Origin of the sequence: Peteryoungia algae (genome assembly GCF_030369675.1) — a bacterium.
Lineage (GTDB): Bacteria > Pseudomonadota > Alphaproteobacteria > Rhizobiales > Rhizobiaceae > Allorhizobium > Allorhizobium algae.
Genome location: NZ_CP128477.1, coordinates 1,866,776 through 1,887,254 on the forward strand (window position 1 = coordinate 1,866,776; position 20,479 = coordinate 1,887,254).

Below are 20,479 nucleotides of genomic sequence, written 5' to 3' on the forward strand. Positions count from 1 at the left end.
TGGGTGTTGCCGCTCGGCCGGCATCGGGAAAGGGGGACAGGGTTGAGTGAGTTCTACGCGGTCACGCTGGTTGCAACGGCCCTGGTCTTTCTGGCCGCCTTTTCGAGCCTGATCGCCTTTCGCTTCGGCGCGCCTCTCCTTCTTCTCTTCCTCACGATCGGACTTGGCGCGGGTGTCGATGGTCTGGGGATCGAATTCTCCAATTTTCCCCTCGCCTATGTCGTCGGTTCGCTTGCTCTTGCAGTCGTCCTCTTTGATTCCGGCTACGGCACGTCCCTGCAGTCCTTCCGTCTGTCGGCAGCGCCGGCGCTGACACTCGCCACATTCGGCGTGCTGCTTACGACATTCCTTCTCGGCCTCGCCGCCCATATCCTGTTCGGCTTCAGCTATCTGGAAGGCTTTCTGCTCGGCGCCATTCTTGCTTCGACGGACGCCGCAGCCGTCTTCTTCCTGCTGCGCATCGGCGGCATCAATATCCGTGACCGCGTGCGCTCCACCCTGGAAGTCGAATCCGGCACCAACGACCCGATGGCGATCTTTCTTGCCATAGCCCTCGTCGAACTCATCGCCAGTGGCGGTGGATCGGAGGGGCTCTCGCTCGAATTGTTCAGGCTCTTCGTCGAGCAGATGGGGATTGGCCTCATCCTCGGCCTCGCCGGTGGCGCATCGATCGCCCTGATTCTGCGCCGATTGCATATCGAGCAGGGCCTCGCCCCGATCTTCATGCTGGCGCTCGCCCTGATGATCTTCTCGTTTACCGGAATGATCGGCGGCAGCGGCTTCCTCGCGGTCTATGTCGCGGGCATCTACGCTGGATCTCGCAAGCTGCCTGCAACGGTCGCGATCAAGCGTTTCCAGGATGGCATGACTTGGCTCGCCCAGATCATCATGTTCCTGGTGCTCGGGCTTCTCGCGACGCCGTCGCAATTTCCGGAAATCCTGTTACCGGCCGTCCTGCTTGCCCTGTTCCTCGTCTTCGTCGCACGTCCGATTGCCGTCTGGCTCTGCCTCCTGCCCTTCGACTTCACCCAGCGCGAAACCGGCTTCATCGCCTGGGTCGGTCTGCGCGGGGCCGTGTCGATCCTGCTCGGCATCGTACCGGTCGTGGGCAAGATGGAGAATGGCGAGACCTTCTTCAACACGGCGTTCATCGTGGTGATGATCTCACTCGTGCTTCAGGGCTGGACCATCAAGCCGCTCGCCAAGCGCCTCGGCCTGATCATCCCGCGGCGCATCGGCGCGATCGACAAGGTCGAGCTCGACCTTCCGGGCACGGCGAACCACGAACTGCTCGCCTACCGCGTGGTCGCGGGCAGTCCCGTGCTGCGTGGAGAGCGCATCCCGCGCTGGGCCATGCCGTCACTGGTCATTCGCGACGGCAAGTCGATGCGCTACCAGTATGCCGGACGCCTGCGTGAGAACGACCAGGTCTATCTGTTCATCGCGCCGAGCTATTCCAAGCTGCTCGACCGCCTCTTTGCCACGGAGGCACCGGTCGCGGAGGATGACGGGGAATTCTTCGGCACGTTCGCCATCTCGCCCTCAAGCCATGTCCGCGACATCGATGAGGCCTATGGCCCACTCTCGATCTCTGACAGCGAACGCGGCAAGACAGTCGCCGACCTGATCACGCAGCGCGTCGGCGGTCGTCCAGACTATGCCGATCGCGTCCGCCTCGGCACGATCGTGCTCATCGTTCGCGACATAGACGAACACGGTCACATCGCCTCCGTCGGCGTTTCGATGGAGCCGGTAGAGCCAGCCACGACATGGCCGATCTTCCTGAATATCCGCGAACTCGCCAATGCGCTGCGCGACCACCTGCGTCGCAAACGGGCCGCGATCAGCTCGCAGCAGACCGGCGAAAAATGAGGCGGCGCGCCTTGCGCCGTCACACGAGCGGTGTAAGGTCCGGCCCGTCAGCCCAGTTCAACAGCATTCTAGACGGGTAAATCCATGCCGGCTTTCAAGACACTCGACGATCTCACCGATATCGCAGGCAAGCGCATTCTTGTCCGCGTCGACCTCAACGTTCCCGTCACGGACGGCAAGGTTTCCGACACGACACGCATCGAACGCGTGGCGCCGACGATCCTCGAACTGTCTGAAAAGGGCGCCAAGGTCATCCTGCTCGCGCATTTCGGCCGCCCGAAGGGCGAACCGGTTGCCGACCAGTCGCTGTCGCTGATTGCCCCGTCCGTCGAAGAAGTGCTCGACCAGCGCGTCGCCTTTGCCTCCGACTGCATCGGTGATGCAGCCGCCGCGGCAATTGCCGAAATGAATGACGGCGACGTCCTCCTGCTCGAGAACACACGCTTCCACAAGGGCGAAGAGAAGAACGAAGCCGGCTTTGTCAGGGAACTCGCAAAGAACGGCGACATCTATGTCAACGACGCCTTCTCTGCCGCCCACCGCGCCCATGCATCCACCGAGGGCATCGCCCATCACCTGCCCGCCTACGCCGGTCGCACCATGCAGGCCGAACTGGAAGCACTGGAAAAGGGGTTGGGGCAGCCCACCCGTCCAGTCGTTGCCATCGTCGGCGGCGCCAAGGTCTCGACCAAGATCGACCTGCTCTCCAATCTGGTGAGCAAGGTGGACGCACTCGTGATCGGCGGCGGAATGGCCAACACCTTCATCGCCGCCCAGGGCATCGATGTGGGCAAGTCGCTCTGCGAACATGACCTCGCCGACACCGCCCGCGCGATCATGGAAAAGGCAAAGACCGCCGGTTGCACCATCGTCCTGCCGGTCGACGGCGTCGTCGCCCGCGAATTCAAGGCGAATGCCGAAAACGAGACGGTCGACGTGACGGCGATCCCGGCCGATGCCATGATGCTTGATGTCGGACCGCGTTCGATCGAGCTGGTTAATGACTGGATCGGCAAGGCTGCAACGCTGGTCTGGAACGGCCCGCTCGGCGCTTTCGAGATCCCTCCCTTCGACAAGGCGACCGTTTCGGCCGCCCTGCATGCCGCCGAACAGACCAAGGCCGGCAAGTTGGTCTCCGTCGCTGGCGGCGGCGACACGGTCTCGGCCCTGAACCATGCCGGCGTTGCCGGCGCCTTCTCCTATGTCTCGACGGCCGGCGGCGCCTTCCTCGAATGGATGGAAGGCAAGGAATTGCCGGGCGTCGCGGTCCTGACCAAGGGCTGATCGGCCAACCAGCGGCTCAAATGACATTAAACCGCGTGCCCCCGGTGCGCGGTTTTTTCGTGTCTGGCGTCATGCACTTATATCTTCGCGCGGGCCGCGTCGGCCCACGAAGTAGATCCGCCTTTTCAATGAGTTGTTCCAATCCAACTGGCGCCGCGCCAACCCCACGTCTGGCTTGAATTGAAACAGATTTAAAATTCTTCGAATTTTCAAACGATTGAAATGATTTCAATCGTTTCAGTAGCTTAGCCTGCCATTTTCCGATCATGGAAGTTCTGTTATCGCCGATGTCATCGCAGTCTTGAGAGACTGGAAACGTGCAGGGAGTGATCAGGTGGGCGCTGCCGCCTGGTTGAGAGCGCAAGGAAAACGTGGACGCGTCGCGCGCCACGGTCACGGACAGGAGTGAAGTATGGTGGACGCAAAGATGTTGAACACGATGAGCTCGGCGCCTGGTTTTATCGCGGCGCTGGACCAGAGCGGTGGTTCGACACCGAAAGCGTTGAGCCTCTACGGCGTGTCCGAAAGCGACTACCAGGGCGAGGAGGAGATGTTCCGCCTCATGCACGCCATGCGCGTCCGCATCATGAAGGCGCCCGCCTTCACCGGTGAAAAGGTGATTGGCGCGATCCTGTTCGAGCGCACCATGGACGGCGACGTCGATGGCGAGCCGGTGCCTTCCTTCCTTTGGGGCAAGCGCGGCGTCGTGCCATTCCTGAAGATCGACAAGGGCCTGCTCGACGAAGAGAATGGCGTCCAGCTGATGAAGCCCATGCCGGAGCTCGACGCTTTGCTTGTTCGCGGTCGTGAGAAAGGCATCTTCGGCACCAAGATGCGCTCCGTGATCGCCCATGCCGACAAGACGGGCATATCTGCTGTTGTTCGCCAACAATTCGAAGTCGCACGCCAGATCATTGGCCAGGGCCTCATGCCGATTGTCGAGCCGGAAGTCTCGATCAAGAGCCCCACCAAGACAGAAGCCGAGGCCATCCTGCGTGACGAAATCGCCGCCGAACTCGACAAGCTGCCGGCCGGCGACAAGGTCATGCTGAAGCTGACCCTCCCGACGGTCGCTGATTTCTATGCGCCGCTCGTCTCGCACAAGTCCGTCGTCCGGGTCGTCGCGCTATCGGGCGGCTACAGCGCCGCGGAGGCTTGCGAAAAGCTCAGCCACAACCACGGCATGATCGCGAGTTTTTCGCGGGCCCTGACCGAAAGGCTGCGTACCTCCATGAGCGATGCAGAATTCAACATGAGCATTGCCGAGACCATTGACCAGATTTACGCAGCCAGCGTCACCAAGAGCTGATCGGGTTCGACGGTCCCATCTATCCATCAAGACACGAAAGCCCGGCCACGCGCCGGGCTTCCTGCATCATGGCAAAGCATGGAGCCTCGGGCGCCCGCCGACCGGACAACCCACAGTCCTATTTGCTTTTGCTGAAAAGATCGGCGGCCAATTCTTGCCGCTTTCGGCCTTTGTCCCTATATGCCTTGGCGAGGACGACCTCCCCCTTCAGGGCCATTATCGATTTGCGGGACGACCCGCTTGTTTTCCCGGAGGGAAGAACATGCGCACCGCCGCAGACCGCATTCGCCACGCCATCAGCTTCGAACTACTCGGCCTTGCCCTGATCGTACCGATCGGCAGCTGGGCGTTTTCTATGCCAGTCGCCGACATCGGCATCGTCGGCCTCGTCAGCGCCACCCTCGCAACGGCCTGGAACTACATCTACAATCTCGGCTTCGATCACCTGCTGCAGCGCTATACCGGAACGACCCTGAAGACTGTTGGCATGCGGATCTTTCATGCCGTCCTGTTCGAGGCGGGACTGCTGACGATCCTGATGCCCTTCATCGCCTGGTATCTGGGCATCAGCCTCTGGCACGCCTTCGTCATGGACGCCGCCTTCGCGATTTTCTACATGGTCTATGCCTTCGTCTTCAACTGGGGCTATGACCGCCTCTTCCCCTTGCCGGAATGGCAGAACAAACCGGAAGCGGGCAAGATCTGAAGCTCGTCAGGGCCGAATCAGCAGCGTGACCGACCATGTCACGAAAGCCACCACCGCGAGCTTCCAGAAGTCGCCCCGGCGCCGCAGCCCCGGCAGGCCGATCGGCTTGATCAATTGGACGATCATTGCGAGGATCAGAAAGGCGGATATGGCCTTGGTCATCGACATTCCCTGTGGACGTGCATCTGCGAACGGCTCGGACGGCGCGTGAAGCTGCAGTGCGAGCCACAACCACGTCACATTTGCGCGCCAGAAACTTATCTTGCAAGCGCCAAGCGTCGCATTCAGCTTACGGTAGGAAGATCAGTCTACTGTGAATCAAACGCGCTTCTCCTTCCGGACGCCACCCACTCCAATCGACAAGAATGCCATGAGACGTAATCTTCTGCCGGTAATGGCCCTGCTCCTGGGCACGCTTTTCCTGTTTCTCGGAAACGGCCTTCATGGTCTGCTCTTGCCTGTGCGGGGCGCTGCCGAGGGATACTCGAACGAAGTGCTCGGCTTCTTGGGGACCACCTGGGCCGCCGGCTTCGTGCTTGGCTGCTTCGTCTCCCCGAAGCTCGTGATGCGTGTCGGCCATGTCAGGGCCTTCTCCACCTTCGTCGCGCTCATCTTGGTCAACGCCTTGCTGACAGGCATCATTGTCGACGCCTATTGGTGGGTTGCGCTGCGCGTGATCACCGGTTTCTGCACAGCCGGAACCTCGATGATCATCGAAAGCTGGCTGAACGAACGCGCGACCAATGAAAGCCGTGGCATGATCTTCTCCTTCTACATCTCGATCACGTTGATCGGGGTCGTGGGGGGACAGATGCTGGTCGGCGTCTTCGATCCGGCCACGACCATCCTCTTCATGATCTGCGGCATCGTCTATGGCTTTGCGGTCATGCCGACGCTGATGTCGACCGCAGCCACACCGCAGCCGCTCCGGTCGATCAAGCTCGACTTGCCACTGCTCTACCGCAACTCGCCCGTTTCCTTCGTCGGCATCCTCATGATCGGCATCGCCAATGGCGCCTACGGCACGCTGGGGGCCGTCTTTGGCTCGCGCGTCGGTCTCGATCCGTCGACGATAGCACTGCTGCTCTCGGTCACGATCTTCCTCGGCGCCATCATGCAGTTTCCGGCCGGCAAACTTTCCGATCGCATTGATCGCCGCTACGTATTGGCAGCTCTCTCGGCGCTTGCCGCAGCCGCGGCACTTGCCATGGTCGCGACCACGCCCTCCGATCCGCTGTTGATTTTCATTTTCGTCGGCATTTATGGCGCCGCCGCCAATGCGCTCTATCCGATTGCCGTGGCCCATGCGAACGACTTCGCCAAGCCCGACGAGTTCGTGAAGGTGTCAGGCGGCCTGCTGCTGCTCTTTGGCATCGGGACGATCATCGGGCCGACGCTCGGTGGCCCCGTCATGACGGCTGCTGGACCCTACGCGCTGTTCGCAGTGACCGCGGTCGCACACCTGCTCATTTCAGCTTACGCGATCTATCGCAGCCGCACACGCGCCGCGATCCCCGCCGAGGATCGTGAAAACGTGCCGAACCTGCCTATTTCCGCATCGCCGATGAGCAGCACGCCGGAAGGCTTGAGCCTCGATCCGCGCGCAGCGCCCTTTCCGGAAGAGGAACCATTTGAGGAGCAGGAGCGGAGGGAGGAGCACCCATGATATTGGACGAGGAACCCACCAAGCGGAGCAAAGGTCACGAACTTGGCTGTGACCTGTCGGCCATTTCTTCCGATGAGTTGTGGCACCGGGTCACCCTGCTCGAGGCAGAGATCATTCGAATCAAAAACGAGATCGAGCGCAAGGATGCCGGAAGGAAGGCAGCCGACAGCCTTTTCGGCCCTAAAGTATAACGGGTCAGAAGTTCAGAAACGTCCGGAAATAAACGGCTTCTCACATTTGCGTTTACTGCGTGTTAAGCATTTTACGGGAAACTCTGTTCATCCAGTTCACCTGGATTCAGGCAGTTCATCTCATTCGGTGAGCCTCTGATTTTCCCTGTTTTACCTTGAGAGCCGCATTTGCGGCTCTTTTTTTGTCCCACTTGCCAAAGGTTTCACGAAATTGTGGGAATTAACCTTTCCTTAAGTTTCACCTTGCGGATTTGGGCTATTGGTAGCATCGTAGCCTCACAAAATGCGGCAGGAACAAGTTTGTACCACTGTCGTTAAAAGCCTTAAGTGATGCGTTTACAGGGAAACATCCATGTCGGAACTCGGTATGAATACGGTTAGCTTCGCCGGACGCGTCGCAGCGTCCAGCCAGTTCAAGGCGACCTATGCCGAGGGCATGGGTCTGGTCGAAGAAACGGCTGCCTATCTCGATGGCCCCGGCCGCGCAGCCGCAAAGGTTCTGCCGCGCCAGGCATCGGTCCTCTACGCGGCCGAATCCATGCGCCTGACCACTCGCCTGATGCAGATGGCTTCCTGGCTGCTGTTGCAGCGCGCCGTCAACAATGGCGAGATGAGCCGCGATCAGGTTCTCTCGGAGAAGAGCAAGGTGCGCCTTGACGGCTTCAACGTCGATCGTGCAGCCCCCGGCTGGAACGACCTGCCGGAAGCCTTCCGCGATCTCGTCGAACGCTCGCTTCGCCTGCAGAACCGCATCGCGCTGCTCGACCGCGAAATCTATCGTCCGGCTGAGGAAGAATTCCAGCCCGACAATGAAAACAGCGTTCAGGCTCAGTTGAACCTGCTGCGTACGGCCTTCAACGCAGGCTGATCAAGCCAGCAAGCACCACCTTCAACCCGGCCAGCAAAACCTGGCCGGGTTTTTTGCTGCCATTTTTCATAAAACTGATTGTATGCACCTCATATTTACAACTTTAAATATTATGCGACACTGATCCCGTTCCAGACATCGGGAGAGCGTCCATGACCAAATTCATCCTATCCATTGATGGTGGCGGGATCAGGGGGGTGATCCCTGCCGCCGTGTTGACAATTCTGGTGAAGAAGCTGGCGGACAGGAACAAGACCCTGCCGCTGCATCGCTACTTCCACCTCATCGCTGGCACCTCGACGGGCGCGATCATCGCAGCAGGCCTCACCTGCCCCCGCCCCGGCCACCCCAAGGAGCCCGCAGCCGATCCGCAGACGCTGCTTGCCCTCTACAAGGAAAAAGGCCCGGAGATCTTCGATGTTGGACTGTTCCGGAAGATGGCCAATCTGGGCGGCCTGTTCGATGAACGCTACAGTGCTGCGGCACTTGAGAAGATCCTGATCGACATGCTGGGCAAGAAGGCGGAGATCAGGGACGCGCTCGCCAAGGTTCTGATTACGGCCTACGACATCCACGCACGCCGGGCCGTGTTCATGACCAATGCCGACAAGGGCCACGAGCGTTTCTACGTCTGGCAGGCGGTCCGCGCCTCTTCGGCAGCACCCACCTATTTCGAACCGGGTCTCGTCGAGGATCTCGCGCGCACGGCCCATGGCCAGACGCCGACGCTTCCCTTGATCGACGGTGGCGTCTTCGCCAACGATCCCGCCATGGCCGCCTATGTCGAGGGATCCAAGCTTGGCTGGCGTGAGAACGGCGATGAGATGGTGATCCTGTCGCTCGGAACCGGTTCCGCAAACCGGAAGATCCCGTATCAGCAGGCCAAGAGCTGGGGCGCTGGCGGCTGGATCAACCCGGCCAATGACACGCCGCTGATCTCCGTCCTCATGCAGGGGCAGTCGAGCACGGCATCCTACCAGCTGAACAAGCTGCTCAACCGCGAGCCTCCTTCTTTTGCCGAAGGTGCAACGGTCGTGACCCTCGCGAATCGCAAGGCCCTCAACTACTTCCGGCTCGATGCCCCGCTCGTCGGTGCGAATGACGCCCTTGATGACGCCACGCCGGGCAACATTGCAGATCTCGAGAGATTCGGGCGCACGCTCGCGCAGAAACACGATCTCGCACTGGAAGAGATTGCCGACCGCATCACGGCGATCTGATCCCCGTCCTTCGCAGCCTGTCCTTCACAGCCTGCCCGAAACGACAAAGCCCGGCACGAAGGCCGGGCTTTTCATATGCGAATCGTTCGAAACGATCAGAGGCCGAGGCCACCGAAGCGCTTGTTGAACTTGGAAACGCGACCACCACGGTCCAGCATAGCCTGGTTGCCGCCGGTCCATGCCGGATGCGAGGTGGGATCGATTTCGAGGTTCATGACGGCGCCTTCCGAACCCCAGGTCGAACGGGTTTCGTATTCGGTGCCATCGGTCATGACGACCTTGATGACGTGGTAGTCGGGATGGATGTCAGCCTTCATCGCTCTATTCCTGCTGTGCCGTGGGGTCCATATGCCGCAATTGCCTCGGCAGAACCTATTCAATAGATGAAGCCGCAGTCCGTCTGGGCTACGGCTTCCCAATTCGATGCCGTGCCTATACATGAAGGATGCAAGGATAACAAGTGCCATGGCGCGAAAGCCCGTGAGCGCTGAAGGAGCATGACAGAGTGACCTCGGACGCCAAAAATACAGACAAGAAACGCCGCTCTCTGAAGCCTCTGACCAGTCTCTTCCCCTATTTGAGGAACTACCGCGGACTGGTTGCCGGGGCCCTGATCTTCCTGTGCCTCGCGGCCGCAACAACGCTTGCCCTGCCGATAGCTATCCGTCGCATGCTCGACCACGGCTTCCAAGCCTCCGACAGCACCTTCATCAACCGATACTTCGCCATGATGATTGTCATGGCCATCGTTCTCGCGATTGCGAGTGCCCTGCGCTACTATTACGTGATCACCATCGGGGAGCGCGTGGTCGCCGACCTTCGCCGTGATGTCTTTGCCCATGTCACCCGGCTGTCGCCCTCCTTCTTCGATGTCAACCAGTCGGGCGAGATCGTTTCGCGCCTGACCGCCGACACAACCCAGCTGAAATCCGCGGTCGGTGCGACCGCATCGCTTGCACTGCGCAATACGATTCTCTGTCTCGGCGCCGTCGTGATGATGATCGCGACGAGCCCCAAACTCTCGATCATGGTGCTTGCCGCGATCCCGGTCATCGTCTTTCCGCTGGTCGGCTTCGGCCGTTCCGTGCGTCAACGCTCGCGCGCCGCCCAGGACACGCTGGCCGAAGCCTCCTCCTATGCGGGCGAGGTCATCGGAGCGGCGCGCACCCTGCAGGCTTTCAACGCCGAAGACGCCGCCCGGGAACGCTACGCCTCATCTGTCGAGAGCGCCTACGAGGCTGCACGCTCGGCGATCCGCTCGCGTTCGCTTCTGACGGGTGTCGCCATCGCCCTCGTCTTCGGCAGCGTCGTCGGGGTCCTCTGGTATGGCGCCCAGAGCGTGCTGGCCGGCTCCATGAGCGGCGGCACGCTCGGCCAGTTCCTGCTCTATTCACTGATCGCCGCAGGTTCTCTTGGCACCCTGTCCGAAGTCTTCGGCGAACTCTCCCAGGCAGCCGGCGCCGCAGAACGTCTGCATGAACTGCTCGAAGAACATCCGGCAATCGCCGCACCTGCCCTGCCCCAGTCGCTACCCGAACCGGCCCAGGGCAGCGTCACCTTCGACGATGTGCATTTTTCATACCCGTCCGCCAAGACCAAGTCCGCGCTCAACGGCCTTTCCTTCTCGGTTGCCCATGGTGAGACGGTCGCGATCGTCGGTCCGTCCGGCGCCGGCAAGAGCACGATCTTCTCGCTGATCCTGCGTTTCTACGACCCCGCCACCGGCACGATCCGCCTCGATGGCGTCGATATCCGCGAGGCCGATCCGCAAGCCGTGCGCGCGCGCATCGCGATAGTCCCGCAGGACACAACGATCTTTGCCACGTCGATTCACGAGAACATAGCCTTCGGCTCGCCCAGTGCGAGCCGCGAGATGGTGGAAACGGCGGCAGACGCTGCCCAGGCCACCGAGTTCATCGGGCGTCTGGAAAATGGCTTCGACACCATCGTCGGCGAACGCGGCGTGACGCTGTCGGGCGGCCAGCGCCAGCGCATTGCGATTGCCCGCGCCCTGCTCCGCGACGCGCCGCTTCTGCTCCTCGACGAAGCGACCTCGGCGCTCGACGCAGAGAGCGAGACGCTCGTTCAAATGGCGCTCGACGGTCTGATGCGCGACCGCACGACAATTGTCATCGCCCATCGGCTGGCAACTGTCCTGAAGGCCGACCGCATTCTCGTGCTCGACGACGGCCGGATCGTCGAGGAAGGCACCCATCAAAGCCTGATCCAGCAGGGTGGGCTTTATGCGAAACTCGCTCGCCTGCAGTTCGAGACCGGCGGTCGCGACTTCACGGCCGCCGCTCAATAGGTCCAGGTCTCGATTCTGGTAACCTCTGGGATCGGCTCGACCGGCCTTGCTGGCTGTAACAGATCCGAAGAGCGATGCTGTCAGTCTTTGTCATCGAGCCATGCCATAAGAGCAGTCGGGCTCACCGCCCTGCATTTCGCCCCGCCGCAAGGCCGGAAAACAGGCAGCCTCCAAGGAAAGTGCCTTCCAGGGCATTGTAGCCATGCATGCCGCCACCGCCGAAACCTGAGACCTCGCCGGCTGCATAAAGCCCCGGCACCGGCTTGTTTTCGCGGTTGAGCACGCGGGCCTCCAGATCGGTGTGCAGCCCGCCCAAGCTCTTGCGGGTGAGGATATGCAGCCGAACCCCGATCAGCGGCCCGGCCGCCGGATCGAGCAGCCTGTGCGGCTTTGCCGTGCGCATCAGTTTGTCGCCGAGATAATTGCGGGCGCCTCTGATGGCCACAACCTGCGCATCCTTGGAGAAGCGATTGTCCATCTGCCGGTCGCGCGCCTCGATCTGGGCGCGGACATGGTGGATGCCGAGGCGATGCTCACCGGTGAGTTCGTTCATACCGGCAATCAGATCCTCGAGATTGTCGCGAACGACGAAATCCTCGCCCTTTTCCATGAAGGCCTGCACGGGACCCGGCGGGTTCTTGCCCAGTCGTTTCAGCAGCAGGGAGATGTTCTTGTCCGTCAGGTCCGGGTTCTGTTCGGAGCCCGACAAGGCGAATTCCTTTTTGATGATCGCCTTGTTCAGGATGAACCACGAATAGTCGTGGCCGCGCGACCGGATCGCTTGGAGTGTCGCGAGCGTATCGAAGCCCGGCATGGCCGGCGGCGGGAAACGATTGCCATCGGCATCGCACCAGAAGGACGACGGGCCCGGCAGGATGCGGATGCCGTGGTTCGGCCAGATCGGATCCCAGTTCTTCAGGCCCTCCGTATAATGCCACATCCGGTCGCCATTGATGATTTCGCCCCCGGCCGCTTGGGCGATGGCGAGCATGCGCCCGTCGACATGGACAGGCACGCCTGCCACCATCTTCTTCGGCGGGGTCCCCAGGCGCTCCACCGGCCAGTTCTTGCGGACCAGATCGTGGTTGCCGCCGATACCGCCCGAGGCCGCGATCACGGCACCGGCCCGCACTTCGAAATCGCCGACGACATTGCGCGAGCTGGAACCGCCCCTTGGCGTCGCGTCGCCGGCCAGCAGCACGCCTGCCACTCCGGTCACGGCGCCGTTGGAGACGACCAGTCGATCGACCTGATGGCGGAAGAGGAAGGTAAGCTTGCCCTGGTCGGAGGCTGCCCTGGCGCGGCGCAGGAAGGGTGCGAGCACACCGGGTCCGGTGCCCCAGGTGACATGGAAACGCGGCACGGAATTGCCATGTCCGTGGGCATGACCGCCGCCCCGCTCCGCCCAGCCCACGACGGGGAACCACCTCACACCCTGGCTCCTCAGCCAGCTGCGTTTTTCTCCGGCGGCGAATTGCAGATAGGCTTCCGCCCATTGCCGCGGCCAGAAATCCTCGGTGCGATCGAACCCTGCCGATCCGAACCAATCCTGCCGTGCCAGCTCGAGACTGTCGCGAATCCCCATGCGTCGCTGTTCCGGACTGTCGACCAGAAAGAGCCCACCGAGCGACCAGAAGGCTTGCCCGCCGAGGTTCTGCTCCCCCTCCTGGTCGATCAGGCCAACGCTCAGTCCACGGTCAGTCGCCTCCGTGGCGGCCACAAGACCGGCGAGCCCCCCACCGATGACGACGACGTCGAATTCCAGCATGGCACCCTCCTACTCCGTCACGACCTTACCTTTACGCGCACGTAATACATCCCACAAATTGCGTGCGGAGCAAACGAATTTGCGCAATTCAACGCTCGGTGAGCTTCAGCTCGATGCGGCGGTTCTGGGAAAGGACGTCGGGCGTGTCGCCCTCGGCAATCGGCTGGAATTCCCCGAAGCCCGCAGCAACCAGTCGATTGGCCGGAACGCCTTGGGAAATCAGGTACTTGACCACCGACGTGGCGCGCGCGGAAGAAAGCTCCCAGTTGTCCCGGTAACGTCCCGTCCCTGTCAGCGGCGACGCATCCGTGTGCCCGTCGACACGAAGCACCCAGTTGATCTCGGCGGGTATTTCCTGCGCCAGCTCCAGAATGGCCGCCGCCAGCTTGGCCATCTCCGCCTGGCCCGCGGTGTCGAGATCCGCACCACCGACCGGAAACAACACTTCCGACTGGAAGACGAAACGGTCGCCGACGATCCGGATATTCTCGCGATCCGATAGGATCTCGCGCAGACGGCCGAAGAAGTCGGACCGATAGCGATTGAGTTCCTGGACGCGCTGGGCGAGCGCCACGTTGAGACGACGGCCGAGATCGGAGATCCGGGCTTGCGACGCCTCGTCCTTGGCCTCGGAGGCCTGAAGCGCCTGCTCCACTGCTGCGATCTGCGCCCTGAGGGCTGCGATCTGCTGGTTGAGAAGCTCGATCTGGCTCATCGCCCGGGCGCTGACCTGTCGCTCGGCATCGAGTTCGCCCGTGAGACGTCCTACTTTTTCATTGGCGATATCGGCGGTGCCGGCGCCGCTTTCCAATAACTGCTGAAGTCGCGTCCGCTCGCTTTCCGAGGAAGAGAGCGACGATTGCAGCGAGGCGAGTGCATCTTCCAGATCCTGCTTGCCGCTCTTCTCGAGCGCGAGCAGCTGCGTGAGTTCGGCAATCTGGCTGTTCAGCCGGTTCAGAACCTCGTCCTTGCCCGAGATTTCGCGGCTCAGGATGAACTGGGCGACGACGAAAACCGTGAGCAGGAACATGATGGCGAGCAGGAGCGTCGACAGGGCATCGACGAAGCCAGGCCAGTAATCGACCGCGCGATCACGGCGGCGGTTGCGCCCGAGCGCCATTTACTTCGCCCCGCTGATCTTGTCGTTCAGACGGTCGAGGGTCTTGCGCATGGCGCGGGCGTCCTCCTGCTGGGCTTCGATCCAGTCGCGCAGCATCTGCTGCTCGTTGCGCATGTTCTTGACCAGACCCTGAATGCCTTCGGCAAGGCCGGCGATCGCGGCGACGGAACGCTCATTGCCCTCCCGGCTCCCGAGCTTCTGGATCTCCGCGACGAGCAACTGGATGTCCTCGCTGACAATGGCACCACTGGCGTCGGACACAACTGCCCGCTCCGAATCCACATCGGTAACAGAGGAAAGCCAGTTTTCGAGCTCGACGTAGAACCGGTTCTGCGCACGTCCTGCCTGCAGGTCGAGGAAGCCGAGGATCAGTGAACCGGAAAGGCCGAGCAGCGAAGACGAGAAGGCCGTCCCCATTCCGGCGAGCGGCGCCGTGAGGCCGGACTTCAGCGATTGCAGGATGTCATTGCCATCGCCCGATGCAGGATCGAGATTCTGGATGACATCATTGATCGAGCTGATCGTTCCGAGCAGACCCCAGAACGTGCCGAGAAGGCCGAGAAAGACCAGGAGGCCGATGAGGTAGCGGCTGGTGTCACGCGATTCGTCGAGACGCGTGCCGATTGAATCGAGGATGGAGCGCAAGGCGGTGGTGGATATTGCCATCGCGCGGCGACCGCCGATCAGGGCCCGCATCGGTGCCAGAAGCTTCGGTTCGCGTCCGACCAGAGAGGCATTGTCGCCAGCGGCACGGAAAGAATTGAACCAGCGCACTTCGGGCCGAAGCGCCAGCACCTGGGTGAACACCAGAATGATCCCGACGGCAAGCACGCCGAGGATCAGGCCGTTCAGCCCCGGATTGGTCACGAAGGCCGCATGCGCCTGACGATAAAGAATGGCCGCGATGAAACACACGATGATCAGAAAGATCACCATAGTCGTGAAGAAGGGCATCGGGCTTGAGAGTTTCTGGCCGTATGCACCGGGGCGGGTTTCCCCGACCTCGAGGTCCTCCAACTTCACTTTCACCATAATACGCTCGACCTCCGGAGAATCTTGCTCCGAAGGCTAGTGGAAAATTGCGACGAATTGAAGCCGCGAAGGCAGGATAATTTTCCTGCAGGCTTCCGATCAGCCCTGCGGCACCGGACGATTGACCACTTCTTCCAGCGCTTTACGGATGTATTCGTTGCCAGCAAGAACGGTTCCGTTGTCGAACATGTCCTGGCCACCCTTCATGTCAGAGACGAAGCCGCCGGCTTCCTTGATCAGCAAAATACCGGCCGCGATGTCCCAGGAATTGAGCTGCGCTTCCCAGAATCCGTCGAGACGACCCGCTGCGACATAGGCGAGATCGAGTGCTGCAGCCCCCATGCGGCGAACGCCGGACACTTCACCCATGACATGACGCAATTCGACGAGGAATTTGCCGTGCTGGCCACGACCGAGATGCGGGACGCCGCAGCCGATGACGCAATCGGAGAGCACCTTGCGCGCACCGACGCGAATACGGCGATCGTTGAGGAAGGCGCCGCCGCCCTTTTCCGTCGTGTAGAGTTCATCGGTGGCCGGATTGAAGATGACGCCGGCGACGATCTCGCCATTGCGCTCGAGCGCGATGGACACGGCGAATTGCGGGATGCCGTGCAGGAAGTTGGTCGTGCCGTCGAGCGGATCGACGATCCAGCGATGCGCACCGTCGGTGCCCTTGATCTCTTCACCTTCCTCGCCGAGGAAACCATAGGTCGGACGGGACTTCAGCAACTCTTCGCGCACGATTTTCTCAGCGCGAAAATCGGCCTGCGAGACGAAATCGCCAGGGCCCTTGACCGAAACCTGCAGGTTCTGCACTTCGCCGAAATCGCGCGAAAGCGACTTGCCGGCCTTGAGTGCCGACTGGACCATGACGTTGAGAAGGGCGGAGCGGGCCATAGATAGAATTCCTTGAAACTGGGAGCGCCGGAAGGCGGCAACGGGCAAGCGCGCGTCAGCGGCGGTGTTTGGCGGGTTCAAGACCACAAATGCCGCTGGAATTCAAGGGGGATGGCCGCTCCGGTCCATGCGCGCTCGTCAGACGAGACCTGCAGCAAACGTCACGGCGACGCCCGAGACCACAGCCAGCAGGGATATGGCGGCCAGCCTCAATGCAAAGCCACGGCTTCCGACCGCAGCGGCATAGACGACCTTGGCCAACATGTTGGCTGTGACGGCTATTCCGGCGGCTGTGATTGCAACATCGAGCGGGAGGCCCGGCAGCATGCCGGCGACGGTGACGGTCATCGCATCGACATCGGCGAGTGCAGTCAGGCCGGAGACGAGGTAAAGGCCGCCGTCACCGAAGATCTGGCTCGCCGCGCGTGCGATGAAAGCGATCACGGTGATCAGCAGTGCCATTTTGATGACCTGCGAAAGCTCGAACGGATTTCCGGGCAAATCTGCCCTGGAAGGTCCGGTCCGCGCGACGAGCGCAATCGCGCCCACCAGCATAATTCCTGCAGCGACAAGGAGGCCGGGCAACAGCCGTTCGGCAAGCGCTGGCGCAAGTGCGAAGAGCACGAGCGCCGTCCGGATGAGGGAGACGCTTCCCGCCGCCATCGCGCCGGAAGAAGGACCGGCCGCGTCGACCGCCAGCTCGCTCTGGCGCGCCATCGCGAGCGTTGTAGCGGTCGAGGAGACGAGACCGCCCACGGCGCCGGCGACAAGGTCACCGCGTCCGCCACCGATCAGGCGCACGGCGACATAGCCGGCATAGGAGATCGATGCGAGCAAGATGACGAGAATGACGAGGCTGCGCGGCGACACCCCGCCGAAGGGGCCGGAGAGATCGACAGGAATGAGCGGCAGCAGAACAAAGCTCATCGCGAGCAGGATGACCGCCGAACGCAGCTCTATCCATGTCAGGCGCCTGATCGCGCCATGCAGGAATTCACGGCTGGCAAGTACCGTCACCACAGCGGCACCGGCCGCAGAGGCCACGGCCATATCACCCGTCACGGCAAGCGCTCCGAGGGCAAAAGTGGTGATGCCCGCAATGACGGTGGTCGCACTGAAGGACCCTTCTGCGCGTGCCTCCATCAGTCCGAAGCGCAGCAGGACGACGGCAATCGCAATCAGGAAGCTCGCCACGATCAGGCCGGAAAGGCTGCCCGGTGTGAGGCCGGCATCGAGCAGACCCGCAAGCCCGCCGGTCGTGCCGATCAGCGTGAAGGTGCGAATGCCAGCGATCCGCGCACCTTCCGGCGCATCGCGCTCACGCCAGTGGCGTTCCACTCCAACCGCCGCACCGATCGCGATGGCAAGCCCGAACCGCTGGAAGATGTCGATAAGATCCATGACGGCCGCCTCCCCCGAAGCGGCAGAGCGAGGCCGCCTCAGGTGCGCCGGAACCGGTTGGCGCGATCGATGGCCTGTTTCTGCTGTTCTTCGGTAAGGCCGAGATAGAAATCCTCGAGGCCGGGATCCTTGAGCCCCGCCCGCCGCGACAGGACATACCACTTGGCAGCCTCGATCGGATCGGGAGCCGTGCCGAGCGCGTTGATGTAGAGATGCGCCAGACGGTTCTGCGCCACCACATTGCCGCGCGCGGCGGCAATGCTGAGCCAGCGATACCCGGCCTCGTAGTCGCGCGGCCCGTTATAGCCATTGACGAGCCAAAGCCCCATGTCGAGCTGCGCCGTGTCGAAGCCGGCACGCGCGGCACGCGTCATCCATTCCCGGGCGCGCGCCTTCTTCTCGGCCGGTACGTCCTTGAGTGCCGAATAAACCTGGGCCAGCGCATATTGCGCATCGGCGATGCCCTGTTCCGCAGCCTTCTCGTAATAGGGCATGGCCGCAGTCAGCCCGCGCACTCCGGGCGTGCCGGCAACCAGGATCTGCGCCCAGTTGAACTGGGCCGAAGCATTGCCCGCATCGGCAGCGCGACGCATGTAATCGTCGGCCTTCTCCCTGTCCTGCGGGACTTCCTTGCCCTCCATCAGGAGCAGGGCATATTTGAACATCGCAGCCGGATCACCGCCCTGGGCGGCCTGACCGTACCAGAATGCCGCGCCCTTGAGGTCGCGTTTCACCCCGAGTCCCCGCGACATGATCTCCGCCAGCAGCGTCTGCGCAGCGGGATCGCCGAGCTGGGCACGCGGCAGCGCCCTGTCGACGGCCGTCAGGAAGAGCCCGCGCTGAAAGGCGCCGTAAGCGGTGTCGGGTTCTCCTTCATAAGGTTTTTCCGGTGGCACGTCGGGCAGCGGCGTGCCCATGCGCAGATAGATGTTGATGCCCTGCAGTGCGTCGGGCTCGCCACCGACCATGGGCTTGTCGCCCTTGGTCACGGGCGGCGCGGAATCCCTCTCACCTCGATCGAGCCTGTTTGCGTCACCCGTGCTGCTGCTCGGCCGTGCACCGCGTTCGATCTCGCCTGCGTCCGATGGATCCACCGGCATGATCGCCGGCGCATCGCCGATCTCCAGACCGTCCTCAGCCTCCTGCCCGATCGCCGGACTGGCGAGCGCAAGGCATGCCCCGGCAAGCACGGCGAGAATCAGGCGATGGTGAGACGGGATTGAACGCATGACCTGGTTCAATCTGCAAACCGTGGCGCTTTTTCGTCAAGCTCTGCATTCACACGGGTCACAATCGCAGCGGCTTGCGACGGATCGGCGAAGACCGCCTTGCCGAGCGCCACGAACTCCACCCCGCTTTCGGCAACCGTCACAGCCGAAGACGGGTCCTGTCCGCCCATCACCATGCAGGGGATCTCGATCATCGATGACCACCACTCGCCCAGTGCCACATTCTTCGTATGGGCCTCCGGCTTGATGTCCCCGTCGATCTTGCCGAAGAAGATGTAGTCCGGCTGGATCTCGCCGATCTCCAGCGCATGATGGCGATCCATCGCATTGCCGCCGCCGACGATGAGCTTCGGCGTATGCTTCTCGAACTCTTCGGCCAGCGTCGCCGCATTGCCAGACACATGCAGGCCGTCCGCCTTGACCCGCCCGGCGACCCGGCTGTTGTCGACGACGAGTGCTGCAGCACCCGCTTCCTGGACCACGGGCACGAGCAGCTCGGCATGTTTCTGGAAAACGGTATCGTCCAGACCGTATTGCGGGATGATCACCGAGGCGACGTCACCGCCGCGCAGGGCATTGCGCAGCATCTCGCTGCGCTCGGCGGGATCGGCGATATCGGGAACGATGAGGACGAGGCGGCAGCGATTTTCGGTCATACGCGATGTTTCCGTGTGCGGGACAGGTCCGATAAGGCGGATTCCGTCCTCGTTTTCTCTGGATGAATCCGATAGACCGCTCTTCCGAAAGGATCAACCGCGCAATGCTGACAGACCCGAACTTCTATGCCGTCGCCATTCCCGCTGTTGCCCTTGTCGGCCTTTCGAAAGGCGGCCTCGGCGGAGCCTTCGCACTGATCGGCGTGCCGTTGCTGGCCTTCGCCGTGCCGCCCATGCAGGCCGCCGCGATCTTTCTGCCGATCCTGCTCGTCATGGATGCCGTCGCGCTCTGGGCCTGGCGCGGCTACAATGACCGCAAGACACTTCTGGTCATGTTGCCCGGCGCGGTGATCGGCATCACCCTCGGCTGGGCGACATCCACCTATGTCTCTGCCGATGCCATGCGCCTCGTCCTAGGCGGCATCTCCGTCGTCTTTGCCCTGAAATACTTCCTCGAAAGCTGGGCGGCTTACAAGGGACAGGTGACGGCAGCAGCCAGCCAACGCCCCGTCGCCGGCTCTTTCTGGGGCTCGCTTGCGGGCTATGCCAGTTTTGTCGCCCATGCCGGCGGCCCACCCTTCCAGATCTACGTCCTCCCGCTGAAGCTCGACCCGCTCACCTATACCGGCACATCGACCCGCTTCTTTGCGATGCTGAATGCGATCAAGGTCATCCCCTATTTCGCGTTGGGAGAACTGGACGCCACCAATCTGACCCTGTCGGCGGCATTGCTCCCGGTGGCGCTGGTATCGACGCTCGCTGGCGCCCGTCTCGTCCATTTCCTGAAGCCGAAGATCTTCTATCCCCTCATGTATGGCATGGTTCTGCTTGCCGGCGGCAAACTGCTCTATGATGGGATCGCCGGCCTCTTCGGCGGCTGACATCAGGGTCTTGAACGCCCTTGCTGCAGCGCACATGAGCGCTTGCCGCAGCCCGGCCTTTGACATAG

At 62.0% G+C, this 20,479-nt stretch carries 19 protein-coding genes; 10 read left to right on the top strand and 9 right to left on the bottom strand.

The genetic code is table 11. The features are described 5' to 3' along the window. The first annotated feature begins 42 nt into the window (after positions 1–42). The 4 genes from QTL56_RS09135 to QTL56_RS09150 all read left to right on the top strand — a co-directional run bounded on the left by QTL56_RS09135 (position 43) and on the right by QTL56_RS09150 (position 5,171). Entirely contained in the window at positions 43–1,872 is a 1,830-nt protein-coding gene (locus tag QTL56_RS09135) for a potassium/proton antiporter (protein ID WP_245136143.1), read from the top strand. Positions 1,873–1,956: 84 nt separating this feature from the next. Beyond that, complete coding sequence (locus tag QTL56_RS09140) at positions 1,957–3,156, top strand: phosphoglycerate kinase (protein ID WP_229574511.1); 1,200 nt, start codon at positions 1,957–1,959, stop codon at positions 3,154–3,156. A 412-nt stretch (positions 3,157–3,568) separates the two neighbouring features. After that, on the top strand, positions 3,569–4,465 hold the full coding sequence (locus QTL56_RS09145) for a fructose bisphosphate aldolase (RefSeq protein WP_229574512.1): 897 nt from the start codon (positions 3,569–3,571) through the stop codon (positions 4,463–4,465). 262 nt (positions 4,466–4,727) lie between these two features. Beyond that, complete coding sequence (locus QTL56_RS09150) at positions 4,728–5,171, top strand: PACE efflux transporter (protein ID WP_245136142.1); 444 nt, start codon at positions 4,728–4,730, stop codon at positions 5,169–5,171. Between the two features lie 6 nt (positions 5,172–5,177). On the opposite strand, the gene QTL56_RS09155 is transcribed toward QTL56_RS09150, so the two are convergent. Beyond that, positions 5,178–5,333: a hypothetical protein gene (locus tag QTL56_RS09155; protein WP_229574514.1), complete on the bottom strand. Its 156-nt coding sequence runs from the start codon at positions 5,331–5,333 to the stop codon at positions 5,178–5,180. Positions 5,334–5,541: 208 nt separating this feature from the next. Between QTL56_RS09155 and QTL56_RS09160 the strand changes: the two genes are divergently transcribed. The 4 genes from QTL56_RS09160 (at position 5,542) to QTL56_RS09175 (ending at position 9,116) form a co-directional block, all read left to right on the top strand. Continuing rightward, positions 5,542–6,837 carry an MFS transporter gene (locus tag QTL56_RS09160; RefSeq protein ID WP_229574515.1) on the top strand — a complete coding sequence of 432 codons (1,296 nt, stop codon included), beginning with the start codon at positions 5,542–5,544 and terminating at the stop codon, positions 6,835–6,837. After that, entirely contained in the window at positions 6,834–7,028 is a 195-nt protein-coding gene (locus QTL56_RS09165) for a DUF1192 domain-containing protein (RefSeq protein ID WP_229574516.1), read from the top strand. The genes QTL56_RS09160 and QTL56_RS09165 overlap by 4 nt, the downstream gene beginning before the upstream one ends. 352 nt (positions 7,029–7,380) lie before the next feature. Then, complete coding sequence (gene rcdA / locus QTL56_RS09170) at positions 7,381–7,896, top strand: protease adaptor protein RcdA (RefSeq protein ID WP_229574517.1); 516 nt, start codon at positions 7,381–7,383, stop codon at positions 7,894–7,896. Positions 7,897–8,048: 152 nt separating this feature from the next. Next, on the top strand, positions 8,049–9,116 hold the full coding sequence (locus QTL56_RS09175; protein ID WP_245136140.1) for a patatin-like phospholipase family protein: 1,068 nt from the start codon (positions 8,049–8,051) through the stop codon (positions 9,114–9,116). 95 nt (positions 9,117–9,211) lie between these two features. Here the strand turns inward: QTL56_RS09175 and rpmE are convergent, their stop codons facing one another. Beyond that, positions 9,212–9,433 (bottom strand): 50S ribosomal protein L31, encoded by a 222-nt coding sequence (rpmE, locus tag QTL56_RS09180; RefSeq protein WP_229574519.1) that lies wholly within the window; start codon positions 9,431–9,433, stop codon positions 9,212–9,214. A gap of 188 nt (positions 9,434–9,621) precedes the next feature. Here rpmE and QTL56_RS09185 point away from each other — a divergent pair, with 188 nt between their 5' ends. Further along, positions 9,622–11,424 (top strand): ABC transporter transmembrane domain-containing protein, encoded by a 1,803-nt coding sequence (locus QTL56_RS09185; protein WP_245136138.1) that lies wholly within the window; start codon positions 9,622–9,624, stop codon positions 11,422–11,424. A gap of 121 nt (positions 11,425–11,545) precedes the next feature. On the opposite strand, the gene QTL56_RS09190 is transcribed toward QTL56_RS09185, so the two are convergent. The 7 genes from QTL56_RS09190 to QTL56_RS09220 form a co-directional block, all read right to left on the bottom strand. Next, entirely contained in the window at positions 11,546–13,192 is a 1,647-nt protein-coding gene (locus QTL56_RS09190) for an FAD-binding dehydrogenase (protein ID WP_245136135.1), read from the bottom strand. Positions 13,193–13,280: 88 nt separating this feature from the next. Next, on the bottom strand, positions 13,281–14,312 hold the full coding sequence (locus tag QTL56_RS09195) for a peptidoglycan -binding protein (protein ID WP_229574522.1): 1,032 nt from the start codon (positions 14,310–14,312) through the stop codon (positions 13,281–13,283). Further along, positions 14,313–15,344 (bottom strand): flagellar motor protein MotA, encoded by a 1,032-nt coding sequence (locus QTL56_RS09200; RefSeq protein WP_245136133.1) that lies wholly within the window; start codon positions 15,342–15,344, stop codon positions 14,313–14,315. 99 nt (positions 15,345–15,443) lie between these two features. Further along, a complete protein-coding gene (locus tag QTL56_RS09205) occupies positions 15,444–16,244 on the bottom strand; it encodes an inositol monophosphatase family protein (protein ID WP_229574524.1) in 801 nt (266 codons plus the stop codon). A 138-nt stretch (positions 16,245–16,382) separates the two neighbouring features. Beyond that, on the bottom strand, positions 16,383–17,645 hold the full coding sequence (locus QTL56_RS09210) for an MgtC/SapB family protein (protein ID WP_245136130.1): 1,263 nt from the start codon (positions 17,643–17,645) through the stop codon (positions 16,383–16,385). Between the two features lie 38 nt (positions 17,646–17,683). Next, positions 17,684–18,874 (bottom strand): tetratricopeptide repeat protein, encoded by a 1,191-nt coding sequence (locus QTL56_RS09215; protein ID WP_245136128.1) that lies wholly within the window; start codon positions 18,872–18,874, stop codon positions 17,684–17,686. Between the two features lie 8 nt (positions 18,875–18,882). Further along, the gene (locus QTL56_RS09220) at positions 18,883–19,530 is read right to left on the bottom strand and encodes a thiamine phosphate synthase (RefSeq protein ID WP_245136125.1); all 648 of its coding nucleotides are present in this window, start codon (positions 19,528–19,530) and stop codon (positions 18,883–18,885) included. A 104-nt stretch (positions 19,531–19,634) separates the two neighbouring features. Between QTL56_RS09220 and QTL56_RS09225 the strand changes: the two genes are divergently transcribed. Further along, a complete protein-coding gene (locus QTL56_RS09225; protein ID WP_229574528.1) occupies positions 19,635–20,411 on the top strand; it encodes a sulfite exporter TauE/SafE family protein in 777 nt (258 codons plus the stop codon). Positions 20,412–20,479 lie beyond the last annotated feature (68 nt).